Here is a 15,068-nt window from a genome sequence, read left to right on the forward strand (position 1 = left end):
CGTACGCTACCGTGCGAAGAGAGGAACGGCTACGACGCCTCGCGCAGTTGCTCGGCGGTCTGCAGGTCGACGGAGACGAGCTGGGAGACGCCCTGTTCGGCCATGGTGACGCCGAAGAGGCGGTTCATGCGGGCCATGGTAATGGGATTGTGCGTGATGATGACGAAGCGGGTCTCGGTGGAGGCCGCCATCTCGTCCATCAGGTTGCAGTAGCGCTCGACATTGTGGTCGTCGAGCGGGGCGTCCACCTCGTCGAGCACGCAGATCGGCGCCGGATTGGTGAGGAAGACGGCGAAGATGAGGGCCATGGCCGTCAGCGCCTGCTCGCCGCCGGACAGCAGCGTCATGGTCTGCGGCTTCTTGCCCGGCGGGCGGGCGAGGATCTCGAGGCCGGCATCCAGCGGATCGTCGCTCTCGATCAGCTGAAGCTCCGCCGTGCCGCCGCCGAAAAGGTGGGTGAACAGGCGCTGGAACTGCACGTTGACCACGTCGAAGGCGGCCAGCAGGCGCTCGCGGCCCTCGCGGTTGAGGCTCTGGATCGCCGAGCGCAGCTTGCGGACCGCCTCGATGATATCCTCGCGTTCGGCGACGAGCGCGTCGCGTTTTTCCGTCAGCTCGCGCTGCTCCTCCTCGGCGCGCAGGTTCACGGCGCCGAGCCGTTCGCGCTCCATCCTCAGCCGGTCGAGCTCGCGTTCGCGCTCGCGCGGATCGGGCAGCGGGCTGCCGGCGGGATGGCCGGTCAGCCGCAGCGCCTCGTGCGGCGCGCAGTTCAGCGCCTCGCGGATGCGCGCCTCGCCCTCGATGCGGCGTTCGCGCGCCGAGACGAGGCGCTCTTCCGCCCGCCCCCGCGTTTCGCGCGATTCGGCGAGCTGCGAGAGCGCGGTCGCGGCGGTGTGGTCGGCCTCGCGCTGGCGGTTCTCCGCCTCCTGGAGCGCATCGGCCGCCTCGCGGCGGGCGGCCTCGGCATTGCTGAGGCCGGACAGGAGCTCGCGGCGCTTGTCCTCGATCTCGTCCGGCGCCTCGGCCAGCTCCTCCATCTCCTCATGCGCTTCGGCTTCGCGCTCGCGCAGCGTGGCGATGTGGTTCTCGGCATTGGCGGCACGGCTTCGCCACGTCTCGCGCTCGGCTAGGATCGTCATCAGGCGGCGGCGGCGATCGGCCATCTCGCGGGCAAGGCCGTCATGGCCGGCGCGCGCCTCGGCCAGCGTCGCGCGGTCGGTCGCGACGTCCATCGTGCGGGTGCGAAGGCTGAGGTCGAGGTCGGCAAGGTCCGGCGCCTCTTCCAGCGCGGCGCGGGCATCCTCCAGCGAGACGGCGGCCTCCTCCACCTGCGCCTCGATCTGCGCGCCGGTTTCGGAAAGCACGGCCCGGCGGCGGATGAGATCGCCGGCGGCCCGTTCGGCCGCTTCCAGCCCTTCGCGCGCCTCGGCGAGCGCCCGGGCGGCGGCGCGCTGGGCCTCTCGCGCCTGCTGCTGGCGTTGTGTCTCGGCACGGATGGCTTCACCGGCGCGGGCGAGGTCGGCTTCCGCATCACCGAGCGCGGCGCGGGCGTCCTCCAGCTCCATCTCGAGTTCGGCGAGGCGGTTCTTCTGTTCGAGGCGGAGCGCGGCGGCGCTCGGCGCATCGGCACCGGTGACATGGCCGTCCCAGCGGAAGACCGCGCCCTCGCGGGTGACGAGCCGCTGGCCGGCCTTGAGCTGCGGCAGCAGGGACAACCCTTCCTCGACGCTGCCGGCAATGCCGATCTGCGCCAGGCGGCGGGCGAGCACGGCGGGCGCGCGGACATGGTCGATCAGCGCCGGAACGCCCTTCGGCAGGGGCGCGTCGCCGGACGCATCGCCGGACAGGCGCCAGTGCACGGGGGCGGAGCTGTCGGCCGGCGAATCGAGGTCGTCGCCGAGCGCAGCGCCGAGCGCCGTCTCATAGCCTCGGTCGACATCGACGTCCTCCACGACGGGCGGGAAGGAGCCGCCGGTGCCGCCAGCCTCCAGCATGCGCCGGATCGTACGGGCTTCCGTCTCGATGCCGGCAAGGCGGGCGCGGGCGGTATCGACCGGGCCGCGCAGCTCGGATTCGGCAAAACGGGCCTCCTCCAGCGCCTCCTCGACGGCGACCAGCATCTCGCCGGCCGCCTCCAGCGCCTCCTCGGCGGACAAAACGGCGGCGCGGCGCTCTTCGGGGTCGGGCAGCGCGGCGATGCGGGTATCCATTTCCGCAAGCTCGCGGGCCTGGGCGTCAAGCTGCTGGCCAAGCCGCAGGTGGCGTTCGGCAAGGTCGCGGATCGCCTTTTCGAGCTGGTTGCGCACCGCCTGCGCCTCCGCCCGCTCGGCGGTGACGGCGGCGAGGGCCGCTTCGCTTTGGACCAGCGTCGCGGCGGCGGCCTCCATCGCCTCGCGGGCGGTCTCGGCGCGCGCGTCCGCCTCGGCGAGAATCTCGCCGATCTCCTCCTCCTCGGCAATCAGGCGCTCCAGCACGGCCGCATTGTCGGCCACCATCCGCTCTTCGCGACCGATGTCCTCGGCGAGCTGGGCGAGGCGGCGGGTGAGCTCGTCGCGGCGGCGCAGCAGCCGGGCGGAATCCTCTTCGAGCTGCGCGCGGGCGATCTGCAGGCGCTGCAGCACGGCGGCGAGCTTCGCCTCGTTCTCGCGCAGCTCCGGCAGCTTCAGGCTGGCGACGGCCTGTTCCTTGGCGGCCTGCATCTGGGCGTTGGCCCGCTCGGCGACGAGCGAGGTCGCCTGGTTGAGCTGGCTTTCGGCCTCGGCCTCGGCCTCCTTGGCCTGCGCCCAGCGAATATGCAGCAGCATCGCCTCGTGGCGGCGGATATCCGCGGAGAGCGCCTTGAAGCGGTTCGCCTGGCGGGACTGGCGCTTCAGGCTCTCGATCTGGCTTTCGAGCTGCGAAGTGACGTCGTCGAGCCGTTCGAGATTGGTCTCGGCGGCGCGCAGGCGCAGTTCCGCCTCGTGGCGGCGGGAGTGGAGGCCAGAAATGCCGGCCGCCTCTTCGAGCAGCTGGCGGCGGGCCTGCGGCTTTGCCTGGATGAGTTCGCCGATGCGGCCCTGCCCGACCATGGAGGGCGAGCGGGCGCCGGTGGAGGCGTCGGCAAAGAGGAGCTGCACGTCCTTGGCGCGCGCCTCCTTGCCGTTGATGCGGTAGATCGAGCCGTTCTCGCGCTCGATGCGGCGCGAGACCTGGATCTCGTCCTGATCGTTGAAGGCGGCGGGAGCCGTGCGGTCGGAATTGTCGAGATAGAGGCCGACTTCGGCGGTGTTGCGCGCCGGGCGGTTGCCCGAGCCGGAGAAGATGACGTCGTCCATGCCGGACGCACGCATGTTCTTGTAGGAGTTCTCCCCCATCACCCAGCGCAGCGCCTCGACGAGGTTCGACTTGCCGCAACCGTTCGGCCCGACAATGCCGGTGAGGCCCCGCTCGATGATGAACTCGGTGGGCTCGACGAAGGACTTGAAGCCGAGGAGGCGGAGCTTGGTGAACTTCATGCGGCGCCCCTGCGGACGACACACGCCCACTCATGGCGGTGCAGGATGCCCCTCACCTGCCTGCCGGCATCCTCTCCCCGCAAGCGGGGCGAGGAACGATGGGCTCGCCGTTTTCCTCCTTCTCCCCGCCTGCGGGGAGAAGGTCCCGGCAGGGGGATGAGGGGCAGTGTAGCCCGATCAGCCAAAAAGCAGAAAGCGGGCACACGGCTTCCGCCGTCGCCCGCAAACCCGGTCGAAGGATCAGAGCATGCTGTCGATGAGGGCCGACATGGTGTCAACCGACATGTCTCCCGAATAGCGCTTGCCGTTGATCAGGAAAGTCGGCGTCGCCGCGACGCCGAACTCCTTGGCGCCGCGCTCGCGCACCGCGTTCACATCATCCAGAAGCTTCTGGTTCGTCAAGCAGGCCTGGAAGCTCTCCTGTGTAAAACCGGCGAGTTTCGACATCTGCAGCAGCGCCTCGCGGCCGTCCTGCGCGGCGGCCCAGGTTTCCTGCTGCTTCATCAGCATGGAGATCATCGGGAAATACTGCGAGGCGTCCGAAAGCTCGGCCGGATTCTGCGGCTTGCAGCGCGCCAGCATGAAGGCGGCGGCCGCGCGCGGATCGAACGGGAACTCGCGCATGACGAAGCGAACCTTGCCGCTGTCGACATACTTGGTCTTGATCGCGTCGAAGGTGTTGTTGTGGAAGGCTGCGCAATGCGGGCAGGTCGTCGACATGTATTCGACGATGGTGACCGGGGCATTGGCCTCGCCGAGCGCCATTTCCGGCAGCGCGCCTTCCTTCATCACCTCCGCCATGTCGACGTCGCCGTCGGCGGTGGGCACCTCGACGGACTTCGCCTCGGCGGCCGGCGCCTGGGCGGTCTCGGTCGTCGTGGTGGTCGTCGTTCCGGAGGAGGTGGCCGGCGTCGAGCTTGCGCTTTCGCCCGTCGTCTTCTGGCTGGTTTCGGGAGCCTTGGCGGTCTCCTCCTTCTTCTCGTCGGAGCAGGCAGCCAGCGTCACGGCGAGCGCCGCAACGGCAACGCCGGTCGCAAGGCGCTTCATCAGGCTCATTTCGGAAAGGGACATGGTCTCTCCTGTCGGAAGGGATGGGAATTCTCGGGTCCATTGACGCAATTCCGGAAAAAGCTTCCTTGCGCTTTTTCCGGAATTGCTCCGGGCACCCCCGTTATACCTGCTTTGGGGCGGGAACAAGCGGCGTTAAGGCAAGTAACTTCAAAGAATTGTGACCGTTCGATGGTCGGGGACGGGGCTTTCCGTCCCTTACCGGCGCCGGCCGAGCACCGCCGTGCCGAGCCGTTTCAGCGCCGCCTTCAGCGCGTCTCCCTCGATGCCGTCGACGAGGTCGTCGAGATGGCGGGCGGCCTCGCCGGTCAGCGGGCGCGGCTTGGCGCGACGGCCGGAATGCGGGCTCACCGGCTTCTGCACGATCTTCATCTGGCTCACGGCCGGAAAGCCGAAGAAGCCGTTGATGCGCTGGATGATCTCGCCCTGCTGGTGGCTGAGGAAGAGCGCGCGGGCACCCTCGCAGGCGATCGTCAGCACGCCCGGCTGGTGGCCGCCGCCCTCGCCCGTCATCTCGGAGGCGCGGCGCGGCCAGGTGATGCGCTCCGGCCGCGTGCATTCGGCAAATTCCGCCCCCGCGATCTCGTCCCACGAGCCGAGCAGCATGGTGTTGATGCCGGCGCGCTTGGCCAGCACCGGATCGATGAGGTCGTTGGCCACTTCGCTGATCTGGACGATGCCGCGCCTCTGGCCGCGCCGGGGCGCCTTGCTGGTATTCACGTATCCGCTCCCGATCGGGAAAATATTCCTGTTCCGGCGAAAAACCGACTTGAAGATCGCCGCCTGCTTCGCCAGTTATAGAACAATTCCAGCAAAAGTGTGCGAGCGTTTTGCGTCCGGAGCTGTGTTCGCATCATGGGTCGCATCGACCCCGTTTCAGGCACGTCATGACCCAAGCGCCCCGCATCGCGGCACCCGCCGATCTCGTTCTTGCCTGGTACGACCGGCACCACCGCGACCTGCCCTGGCGGGTGAGCCCGCCGATGGCGGCCCGTGGCGAAAGGCCCGATCCCTACCGCGTCTGGCTCTCCGAAGTGATGCTGCAGCAGACGACGGTGCAGGCGGTCAAGGCCTATTTCGCCCTCTTCACCGGCCGCTGGCCGACGGTCACCGACCTTGCGAAGGCCGAGACGGAGGACGTGATGAAGTCCTGGGCGGGCCTCGGATACTACGCCCGCGCGCGCAACCTCAAGAAATGCGCCGAAGCCGTCGCCTTCGAGCATGGCGGGGTGTTTCCCGACAGCGAGGACGGGCTGAAGGCCCTGCCCGGCATCGGCGACTATACCGCCGCGGCGATCGCCGCCATCGCCTTCAACCGCAGGAGCGCGGTGCTGGACGGCAATGTCGAGCGCGTCATCTCCCGCCTCCACGCCATCGAAACGCCCCTGCCCGCGGCAAAGGCCGAGATGCGGGCGCTGGTGGCCGCCATGACGCCGGCGGACCGGCCGGGCGATTTCGCCCAAGCGATGATGGACCTCGGCGCGACGATCTGCACGCCGCGCCGGCCGGCCTGCGCGCTCTGTCCGCTCAATGCCGCCTGTCGCGTGCTGGGGCGCGAGGACCCGGAACTCTATCCGCGCAAGGCCGCGAAGAAGGAAAAGCCCGTGCGGCTCGGCGCCGCCTTCGTCGCCGAGGACGAGACGGGCGCGATCTTCCTGCGCAAGCGCGGGGAAACCGGCCTTCTCGGCGGCATGACCGAGGTGCCCGGCAGCGGCTGGACGGCCCGCATCGACGGCGAGACCGGCCCTGCCGCCGCGCCCTTTGCCGCCGACTGGCAGGCCTGCGGCACCGTCACCCATGTGTTCACGCATTTCGAGTTGCGCCTCTCCATCTACCGCTCCATGGTGCCGCGCCATGTGCAGGCCGGCGAGGGATGGTGGCAGGCGAAGGAGACGCTCGACGGCGAGGCGCTGCCGACCGTCATGAAGAAGGCGATAAGGCAGGCCATACCGGATGCGTTTGGGCGAATAGCGAATAGGGAGTAGCGAATAGCGGCATGCGATCGCCTGCGCTTTCTCTGTAAACCCTCTTCACTACTCCCTATTCGCTATTCGCCCATACAAGCGAGGAAAGCATGAACAGCATCGACATCCGACACATCGTCTTCGACATCGGCAGGGTGCTGATCCATTACGATCCGCACATTCCCTATGCCCGCCTCATTCCCGACGATGCCGAGCGCAACTGGTTCTTCACCAATGTCTGCACGCATGACTGGAACCTCGAACAGGACCGCGGCCGCGCCTGGGAGGACGCCGAGGCGCTGCTGATCGACGTGCATCCCGACCGCGCCGAGCACATCCGCGCCTTCCGCAAGCACTGGCACGAGATGGTCTCGCATGCCTATGTGGAAAGCGTCGCGATCATGGAGGCGCTGATCGCCGACGGCCGTGACGTGACCATGCTGACCAACTTCGCCGCCGATACCTTCAAGGAAGCGCGAAAACTCTACCCCTTCCTCGACATGCCGCGCGGCGTGACGGTTTCGGGCGAGATCGGCCTCATCAAGCCGGACCGTGCGATCTACGAGAAGCACACGCGCGATTTCGGCCTCTCGCCGGCCCATACGCTGTTCATCGACGACGCCCCGGCCAATGTCGAGGGCGCGCGGCTCGCCGGCTGGAACGCGGTGCAGTTCACCGATCCGGAAAAGCTGAAGGCCGACCTTGCCGCGCACGGCATCGCGCTCTGAACGGGCCTGAAAACCGAAACGCCCGGAGCCTTGCGGCTCCGGGCGTTTTCGCATTTCCGGGACTGAAGGTACGAAAACCGGAAAGGCGATATCCTGCCTGCCGGGCCGGTTGATCGGCCCCGGCTTTCCGCAACGATTTCCGTTGCTTGGCCTGATGTACTTTCGAGGTCACACTAAGCCATTGATGGTTAACATCACCTGAATCGCATGGATGGAAATTCGGGACAGGCGGTGCCGGCAAACCCTCCCCATCGAAAGCCACAGCCCCCGGTGCAGGGAACACCGGAGGCCGCAGCTGGAGAAACGGGTAATGGCGCTTGCCGGTCTTCGATTTTCGCATTTTCCGAACGGAAGACCGGTGGCCGCTTTATTCGAGGCCGGCCATGCCGGCGCGCACCACGGCGCGCAGCGCGTCGATCGGCTTCAGCTCGGCGCCATCGGCATAGTGCCAGAAGGTCCAGCCGTTGCAGGCATCGAGCCCCTGCACCCTGGCGCCGACGCGGTGGATGGAGCCGGCGTCGTTGCCCGAGGCGAGCGTGCCGTCGGCGCGCACGATGGCGCTGTGGCGGCGGCGGGCATCGGTCAGCACCGTGCCGGGGGCGATCAGCCCGCTTTCGATCAGCGTGTTGAAGGCGACGCGCGGCTCGGCCTTCTTGCCGCTCATGACGGACAGGGTTCCGCTGCCGAGCGGTTCGACCGCCTCGATGCGCGCGCGTGCGGCATCGATATAGGCCTGCTCGCGCTCGATGCCGACGAAATGGCGGCCGAGGCGCTTGGCCACCGCGCCGGTCGTGCCGGAGCCGAAGAACGGGTCGAGCACCACGTCGCCGGGCCTGGAGGAGGCCATCAGGATGCGGGCGAGCAAGGCTTCCGGCTTCTGCGTCGGATGCACCTTCTTGCCGTCCTCGCCCTTCAGGCGCTCGCCGCCGCTGCAGATCGGGAACAGCCAGTCCGAGCGCATCTGCACGTCGTCATTGGCGGCCTTCATGGCGTCGTAGTTGAAGGTATAGCCCTTGGCCTTGGGGTCGCGCGTCGCCCAGATCATCGTCTCGTGCGCGTTCTGGAAGCGGCGGCCCTTGAAGTTCGGCATCGGGTTCGTCTTGCGCCAGACGATGTCGTTGAGGATCCAGAAATTGAGATCCTGCAGGGTCGCACCGACGCGGAAGATGTTGTGGTAGGAGCCGATGACCCAGATGGTCCCCGACGGCTTCAGCACGCGGCGGCAGGCGAGCAGCCAGGCACGGGTGAAGGCGTCATAGGCCTCGAAGGAGGCGAACTGGTCCCATTCGTCGTCGCAGGCATCGACCAGGCTCTGGTCCGGACGATGCAGCGCGCCGCCGAGCTGGAGATTGTAGGGCGGATCGGCGAAGATGACGTCGACGGACTGGTCCGGCAGCGCCTCGAGCGCGGCAACGCAGTCCCCCCGGATGATCGTGTCGAGCCAGCCGCTCTTGCGGGGCGAACGGGAGACGTCTGCAAGCGAAAGAACAGATGGCATGGGATACTCGCTGATACGCTGACTCGGAACTGAACTGGCGCTTATGGTTACCGAAGATGGTTACCAAAGGCTGAACCTGTTGAACGGTTTCGGGAAATTTTCTGGACATGGCGTTGTTCCGCCAGCTGCGCTGGAGCGTTTGTTTCGCCGCGATTCCGGACGCAAAACCGCTTCGCACTTTTACCGGAATTGCTCTAGAATGCCGGAATGACGAAGAGCGAGACCATAACGAGGCTGAAACAGCAGGCCGATGCCGTCCGGGCGCTCGGTGCCACCTCGCTCTATCTCTTTGGTTCCGTGGCGCGGAACGAAGCCGGCCCGGCAAGCGATCTCGACCTGTTCATCGACCACGACAGCGGGAAAGCCTTCTCGCTGGTCGATCTTGCCCGTATCAAGCTGCTGCTGGAGGATGAATTCGGCGGTGATGTCGACATCACGACGCGCGACAGCCTGCATCCGCGGCTGAGGGACGGGATCGAACAATCGGCGATCCGCATCTTCTGATGACGCGGGATGTCGGACCGGTTCTCCAGGACATGCTCGACACGATCGCCCTGGTCGATACGGCCCTCTCGGGAAAATCGCGAGAGGATCTCGGCAGGGATGCCATCTTGCGGCTGGCGATCCAGCGGGCCATCGAAATCATCTCCGAGGCCAGCCGGCACATTCCCGACGAACTCCTGCAGCATACGCCCGATATCCCGTGGCGCGCCATCCGCGGCATCGGCAACATCCTGCGCCACGAATACCATCGCATTGCCGACGACATGATCTGGACCGTCGTCGTGCGCGACCTGCCGGCCCTGCGCGTCGCGGTCGAGACGCTTGTCAGCAAGATCGAATAGACGCCCCGCCTCGCCCGTCATGGAACAGCATCGCTGAGCCTTGCCGGCGTGGACGGCCGGCGTTTGCGGGGAAACGAGGAGGAAAGACGTGCGTTTGAGAGCCGCCTTCATGCTTCTGGCGGGGCTTCTTGCCGCCACCGAGACGATTGCCGCCGACAAGACGATGATCGTGCTCGACGCGTCCGGCTCCATGTGGGGCCAGATCGGCGGGCGCAGCAAGATCGAGATCGCCCGCGAGACGCTGGGCACGGTGCTGAAATCCGTGCCCGCAGGCACCGAACTCGGCCTGATGGTCTACGGCCACCGCGAAAAGGGCTCGTGCAGCGACATCGAGCTGGCCGTCGCGCCGGGCACGGGCACCGGGGAGGCGATCACCTCCTTCGTTTCGGGGCTGAGCCCCAAGGGCAAGACGCCGCTGACGCAATCCGTCGAGCAGGCGGCCGACATCCTCAAATATACCGAGGACAAGGCGACCGTCGTGCTGGTGACGGACGGGCTGGAGACCTGCGAGGCCGATCCCTGCGCGCTCGCCTCGGCGCTCGAAAGCAAGGGCGTCGACTTCACCACCCATGTCGTCGGCTTCGGCCTGACGGAGGAGGAAGGCCGGCAGGTCGCCTGCCTTGCCGAAAACACCGGCGGCAAGTATTTCCAGGCCTCCGATGCTTCCCAGCTCGTCGCCGCGCTGACGGAGACGGTGGCGGAAGCGCCGATGTCGAAGCCGGCCGAGGCCGTGGCGGAAGCGGAACCCGAGCCGGAGCCCGCCGTCGCGTTCAACACCGAGTTCGACAGCGTCCTTGCCGAAGGCGGCCCCTCGCTCGGCGACAACGACAATGTGTTCTGGCAGGTCTTCAAGGCGGATGCGGGCGGCAAGCCGGCCGGCGACACCCTGGAAAGCCAGTACAAGGGCAAGTTCTCCGGCAACTACCCGCCGGGCCAATATGTCGCGGTCGCGACGCTGCAAAGCGCGATCAGGCGGGAAGTGCCCTTCGAGGTGCAGGACGGCGCCGTCGCCAAACCCTTCGTCAACTTCGATGCCGGCCATGTGACGATCCATCCCAAGCGCACGCCCGAGGATGCCGAGGATGATGCCAATGCGGGCGTCGAGATCGCCTTCGGCGGCTATTCCACCACCTACTACGGCACGGCCAGGTTCTACGCCTCGGCCGGCGAACTGAAGCTGACCGGCAAGATCGGCCCGTCCATCGTCGCGGAGACGGTCGCCGTCAAGGCGGGCGAGACGATCGAGCGCGACCTCGTCATCGGTTCGGGCGTCGTGCTCAACAAGGCGGTCTATGCGGAGGGCGGGACGGCGGTCGATTCCGGCAACGTCTTCTTCGAGGTCGTCGCCGCCAGCAAGAACATCGACGGCACCCGCAAGAGCATCGCCTACAATTACGGCACCGGCACGAAGCTGGACGTGCCGCCGGGCGAGCATGTGCTGACGGCCAAACTCGGCTCGGCGACGGGCGAGATCCCCTTCACCATCAAGGCGGGGGAGATGAAGGAAGTCACCGTCAACATCAATGCCGGCGTCCTGGCGATCACCGCGCCCGGGGCGAGCTTCATCGAGATCCTCAGCGCCACGAAGGACATCCAGGGCAACCGCAAATCCATGTCCTACAATTACGGCGCCGAATGGCAGGACACGCTGCCGCCGGGGGACTATGTCGTCAACGTGAAATACGAGGGCGACGTCGCGCCGAAGGAGGCCAAGGCGACGGTGAAGGCCGGGGAGCGCTCGGAAGTGACGGTGCAGTAGGCTGGGAAATGGCGTTTTCGGCGAACGGCGGCACCCACCTGCATATGGCGGAGCCCCCCCTTCTGCCCTGCCGGGCATCTCCCCCTCAAGGGGGGAGATCGGGCGAGAAGCGAAAACCTTGCTCAACCGGCAATGCCGGAGATGCGCGAAACGGTGATCCATCCGATCTCCCCCCTTGAGGGGGAGATGCCCGGCAGGGCAGAGGGGGGGTAATCTCCATCGTTCATACGCGATTGCCCCTTTCCACGAGCAGCGCGGGTTTCGCGTCTTGGGCTTGCGTCCGCACCACTCGCCTTACGCCGCATGAAAGGCCTGGCTGTCGTCCGGCGCCTCGTTGCGGTCGTTGAGGCCGTAGTCCCTGACGACGCCGGCGATGCGCAGCCGGTAGCTGTCGAGGATGCCGGCGCGGCCGAGGGCCTGGGCGGCGCGGTGCCGTTCGCTGGTCCGCCATGCCTTCACCGCCGCCTCGTCGCGCCAGAAGGAGAGCGACAGGAGCCGCGTCGGATCGGTGAGGCTGCGGAAGCGCTCGATCGAGATGAAGCCGTCGATATCGTCGAGCAGCGGGCGCAGGTCCCGGGCGGTGTCGAGATAGAGGTCGATGCGGCCGGGCGCCGGGACCACCTCGAAAATGACGGCGATCATGGCGTCACCTTCGGCGCATGCGGCAGCGAGACGTTCTTCAGGAACAGCCGGTCCTCCATGAGGATGAAGCGCTCGCTGCGGGCGAAGTCATAGTTCTCCCGGCCGAGCGGGTCGGCGGCGAGGCGGGCGCGATAGGTCTCATAGGCGGCGAGGCTCTCGATGTTGTAGACGCCATAGGCGGTGGTGGCGTCGCCCTCGTGCGGGGCGAAATAGCCGACGAGATCGGCGCCGCAGCGCGGGATCGCCTCGCCCCAGTTGCGGGCATAGGCGGCGAAGGCGTCCTTGCGGAACGGGTCGATCCGGTAGCGGATGAAGCAGGTGATCATCGTCGTCTCCTCGTCCTGGCGCAATCCCTTGCCGGAATTGCCCGTGCTTGCGATGTCCCCTTTTCCCACATTGCCGAACGCGAATGCTTCGGCTACCATCGAAGTATGAAAGAAGGTCCCGATATTTCCCAGATCGGCGCGCTGATCGGCGATCCCGCCCGCGCCAACATGCTGACCGCGCTGATGGGCGGGCAGGCGCTGACGGCGAGCGAGCTTGCAGGCGCGGCGGGCGTCACGCTGCAGACCGCCAGCACCCATCTTTCCCGGCTGGAGGCCGGCGGGCTTATCGCCCAGCGCAAGCAGGGCCGGCACCGTTATTTCGCGCTCGCCGACGACGAGGTGGGGCTGCTGCTCGAGAACATCATGGGCTTTGCGGCGAACCGCGGGCTGATGCGCAGCCGTCCCGGCCCGAAGGATCCGGCGCTGCGCAAGGCGCGCGTCTGCTACAACCACCTCGCCGGCGATTTCGGCGTGCGCATGCTCGACCGGCTGGTGGCCGACGGCGACGTGGCGCTCGATGGCGGGGAGGCATCGCTGACGCCTTCCGGCGAGGCGCGCATCGCCGCCATCGGCATCGACCTTGCCGCACTGAAGACCCAGCGCCGCCCCGTCTGCCGCACCTGCCTCGACTGGAGCGAGCGGCGTTCGCACCTCGCCGGCTCGCTCGGCGAGGCGCTGCTCGCCCGGTTCATCGCCGATGGCTGGGCGAAGCGCGAGAAGGACAGCCGCGCCATCCGCTTCACCGCCGAGGGCGAGCGGCGGTTCCTGGCGCTCTTTCCGGAGTGACCGCTGCCCCTCATCCCGCTGCCGCGACCTTCTCCCCGCAAGCAGAGAGAAGGGGCTGGGGCGCCGGCTTCCTCAAACAAAGACAGCCGATTGGCGGGAAGGCGAAGCGGCTTATGCCTTCGCCCCGCTTGCGGGGAGAAGGTCGCGGCAGCGGGATGAGCGGCCCTTACACCACCCTGCCCCACAAGCCGCCGCATAGCTCACGTCCGGAATCGGCAATTGTCGCAGCGTGCCCTTTCGTGTAGGGAGACCGCGGCTTCACGGGCGATCCCGCCCCTTATCCCATCGCAATTCCCGACGCCCGCCGCGTCCCGCCCCATGCGGGCAATTGCGCCATTGAAAGACGGTTTGTCATGGACGGTTTCGATCTCATCATCTTCGACTGCGACGGGGTCCTGGTCGATTCGGAAATCATCGCGGCCGAGGTGGAATCCCGGCTTCTCACCGAGGCGGGCTATCCGATCGGCGTCGAGGAGATGGGCGAGCGCTTTGCCGGCATGACCTGGCACAACATCCTGCTGACCATCGAGCGCGAGGCCGCCATCCCGCTCTCCGCCTCGCTGCTCGACAAGTCGGAGAAGCTGCTCGATGCCCGCCTTGCCCAGGAGGTGCGGGTCATCGAGGGCGTCAAGCCGATGCTCTCGCGCATCCGCAAGCCCTATTGCATCTGCTCGAACTCCACCGCGCACCGCCTCGACATGATGCTCTCGAAGGTCGGCCTGCGGGAGGTCTTCGGTCCCTATGTCTATTCGGCCAAGGATCTCGGCCCCGATCGCGTCAAGCCGAAGCCGGATATCTTCCTGCATGGCGCCGGGCAGTTCAGCGCGAACCCGGCCAACACGCTGGTCATCGAGGATTCCGTGCACGGCATCGCCGGCGCCCGCGCCGCCGGCATGCGCGTCGTCGGCTTCACCGGCGCCTCGCACACCTACCCCTCCCACGCCGACCGGCTGACGGAAGCCGGCGCGGAGACCGTGATCTCGCGCATGAGCGAGCTGCCGGGGGTTATCTCGGCGCTGGCGGAATGGCAGGGGGCGGTCTGAGGCAGTAGGCAGTAGGCAGTAGGCAGTAGGACTGCGGTCTCGGCGTCGGACGGCGCCGTCAACCCTAAGGCCTATTGCCTACCCCCTAATTCCTCATTTCGTGTTGTACGGCCCTTCGTCGAAGCCGACATAGACCCTCGTGAAGCCGCCGGAGCCGCCCGGCAGCGCCACGTCGCCCTTGGTGAAGATGAACTGGCCGGCCTCCGTGTTCACGGAATACTGGACGAGATCGGAATAGAGCGTCGTCTTGCCGTCCGTGGCGGCGACGCGGATCGGCACATTGACCGTTCCGCCGGTGCTGGCCGGTCCCGTCACCACGCGGCCCTGCACCACCACGGTCATGACGAGCTGGCTCTCGTTCAGGACGCATTGGCGTGTCGTGTCGGCCAGCGTCACCTGGTAGAGCAGCTTCTGCGGATCGTCCTTGGCGCCCTTGGCATAGCGGCGCAGCACGGCCGTGCCGTCGCGCAGGTAGACCTGCGGGCACGAGCCCTGCACGACGGCGGTGCCCGTCTGCTGCTGGGCGGCGGTCTCCACGCCGGACGGGTCGCTCGTCACGCCGAGATCGGCCGGCTTGTCGGTCTGGCTGCAGCCGGCGACGACGGCGAGAAGGGATATGCCGAGAAAGCGGCGGATATTCATTCCAAACACGATACTGTAACCCCTGCGATCAGGCCCCGCCCCCGGCGCGCAAGCCTTTCGGAACTCTTTTTGCGGGCCTTTTCACGACCCCAGGCGATGGTCTATAGCAGCGACGTGGCTAAAAATCGATTGTCGATTGAACCCGCCCGCAGAATTTCACCAGGGCCCGTTTCGCGCCGGAACGGGCAAAACGCAACGGCATTGCCGCGATCCGCCGCAAGGCGGCCCGTGGCCTTTCGCTGGACGGGGCGACAGAGCATTGGTACGAAGCGA

General features: G+C 67.1%; 14 protein-coding genes. 7 read left to right on the top strand and 7 right to left on the bottom strand.

The window, feature by feature from the left end; all coding sequences use genetic code 11:
• Positions 1-29 precede the first annotated feature (29 nt).
• From MUU56_RS13255 to MUU56_RS13265, 3 genes are all read right to left on the bottom strand, one after another.
• Positions 30-3,494 carry a chromosome segregation SMC family protein gene (locus MUU56_RS13255; RefSeq protein WP_244767769.1) on the bottom strand — a complete coding sequence of 1,155 codons (3,465 nt, stop codon included), beginning with the start codon at positions 3,492-3,494 and terminating at the stop codon, positions 30-32.
• Between the two features lie 240 nt (positions 3,495-3,734).
• A complete protein-coding gene (locus MUU56_RS13260; RefSeq protein WP_244767770.1) occupies positions 3,735-4,565 on the bottom strand; it encodes a DsbA family protein in 831 nt (276 codons plus the stop codon).
• Between the two features lie 195 nt (positions 4,566-4,760).
• Positions 4,761-5,282, bottom strand: coding sequence for a DUF721 domain-containing protein (locus MUU56_RS13265; protein WP_244767771.1), 522 nt, complete (start codon positions 5,280-5,282; stop codon positions 4,761-4,763).
• 167 nt (positions 5,283-5,449) lie between these two features.
• On the opposite strand from MUU56_RS13265, the gene mutY reads away from it, so the two are divergent.
• Both mutY and MUU56_RS13275 read left to right on the top strand, forming a co-directional pair.
• Positions 5,450-6,547: an A/G-specific adenine glycosylase gene (mutY, locus tag MUU56_RS13270; protein ID WP_244767772.1), complete on the top strand. Its 1,098-nt coding sequence runs from the start codon at positions 5,450-5,452 to the stop codon at positions 6,545-6,547.
• 89 nt (positions 6,548-6,636) lie between these two features.
• Positions 6,637-7,254, top strand: coding sequence for an HAD family hydrolase (locus MUU56_RS13275; protein ID WP_244767773.1), 618 nt, complete (start codon positions 6,637-6,639; stop codon positions 7,252-7,254).
• A 367-nt stretch (positions 7,255-7,621) separates the two neighbouring features.
• Here the strand turns inward: MUU56_RS13275 and MUU56_RS13280 are convergent, their stop codons facing one another.
• Positions 7,622-8,752 (bottom strand): site-specific DNA-methyltransferase, encoded by a 1,131-nt coding sequence (locus MUU56_RS13280; protein WP_244767774.1) that lies wholly within the window; start codon positions 8,750-8,752, stop codon positions 7,622-7,624.
• Between the two features lie 207 nt (positions 8,753-8,959).
• Here MUU56_RS13280 and MUU56_RS13285 point away from each other — a divergent pair, with 207 nt between their 5' ends.
• From MUU56_RS13285 to MUU56_RS13295, 3 genes are all read left to right on the top strand, one after another.
• Entirely contained in the window at positions 8,960-9,256 is a 297-nt protein-coding gene (locus MUU56_RS13285) for a nucleotidyltransferase family protein (protein WP_244767775.1), read from the top strand.
• On the top strand, positions 9,256-9,597 hold the full coding sequence (locus MUU56_RS13290; protein WP_317633313.1) for a HepT-like ribonuclease domain-containing protein: 342 nt from the start codon (positions 9,256-9,258) through the stop codon (positions 9,595-9,597). Before MUU56_RS13285 ends, MUU56_RS13290 begins: the two co-directional genes overlap by 1 nt.
• An 88-nt stretch (positions 9,598-9,685) precedes the next feature.
• On the top strand, positions 9,686-11,356 hold the full coding sequence (locus tag MUU56_RS13295; protein WP_244767776.1) for a vWA domain-containing protein: 1,671 nt from the start codon (positions 9,686-9,688) through the stop codon (positions 11,354-11,356).
• Between the two features lie 294 nt (positions 11,357-11,650).
• Here MUU56_RS13295 and MUU56_RS13300 read toward each other — a convergent pair whose 3' ends face one another.
• The gene (locus MUU56_RS13300; protein WP_244767777.1) at positions 11,651-11,998 is read right to left on the bottom strand and encodes an antibiotic biosynthesis monooxygenase family protein; all 348 of its coding nucleotides are present in this window, start codon (positions 11,996-11,998) and stop codon (positions 11,651-11,653) included.
• Positions 11,995-12,324: an NIPSNAP family protein gene (locus MUU56_RS13305; RefSeq protein WP_244768105.1), complete on the bottom strand. Its 330-nt coding sequence runs from the start codon at positions 12,322-12,324 to the stop codon at positions 11,995-11,997. Before MUU56_RS13305 ends, MUU56_RS13300 begins: the two co-directional genes overlap by 4 nt.
• A gap of 105 nt (positions 12,325-12,429) precedes the next feature.
• On the opposite strand from MUU56_RS13305, the gene MUU56_RS13310 reads away from it, so the two are divergent.
• Both MUU56_RS13310 and MUU56_RS13315 read left to right on the top strand, forming a co-directional pair.
• Entirely contained in the window at positions 12,430-13,110 is a 681-nt protein-coding gene (locus MUU56_RS13310) for an ArsR/SmtB family transcription factor (protein ID WP_244767778.1), read from the top strand.
• A 353-nt stretch (positions 13,111-13,463) separates the two neighbouring features.
• Entirely contained in the window at positions 13,464-14,153 is a 690-nt protein-coding gene (locus MUU56_RS13315; protein ID WP_244767779.1) for an HAD family hydrolase, read from the top strand.
• Between the two features lie 93 nt (positions 14,154-14,246).
• Here MUU56_RS13315 and MUU56_RS13320 read toward each other — a convergent pair whose 3' ends face one another.
• Complete coding sequence (locus MUU56_RS13320) at positions 14,247-14,804, bottom strand: hypothetical protein (RefSeq protein WP_398432116.1); 558 nt, start codon at positions 14,802-14,804, stop codon at positions 14,247-14,249.
• Positions 14,805-15,068 lie beyond the last annotated feature (264 nt).

Source organism: Shinella yambaruensis (genome assembly GCF_022899355.1).
In the GTDB taxonomy this organism is placed as follows: domain Bacteria; phylum Pseudomonadota; class Alphaproteobacteria; order Rhizobiales; family Rhizobiaceae; genus Shinella; species Shinella yambaruensis.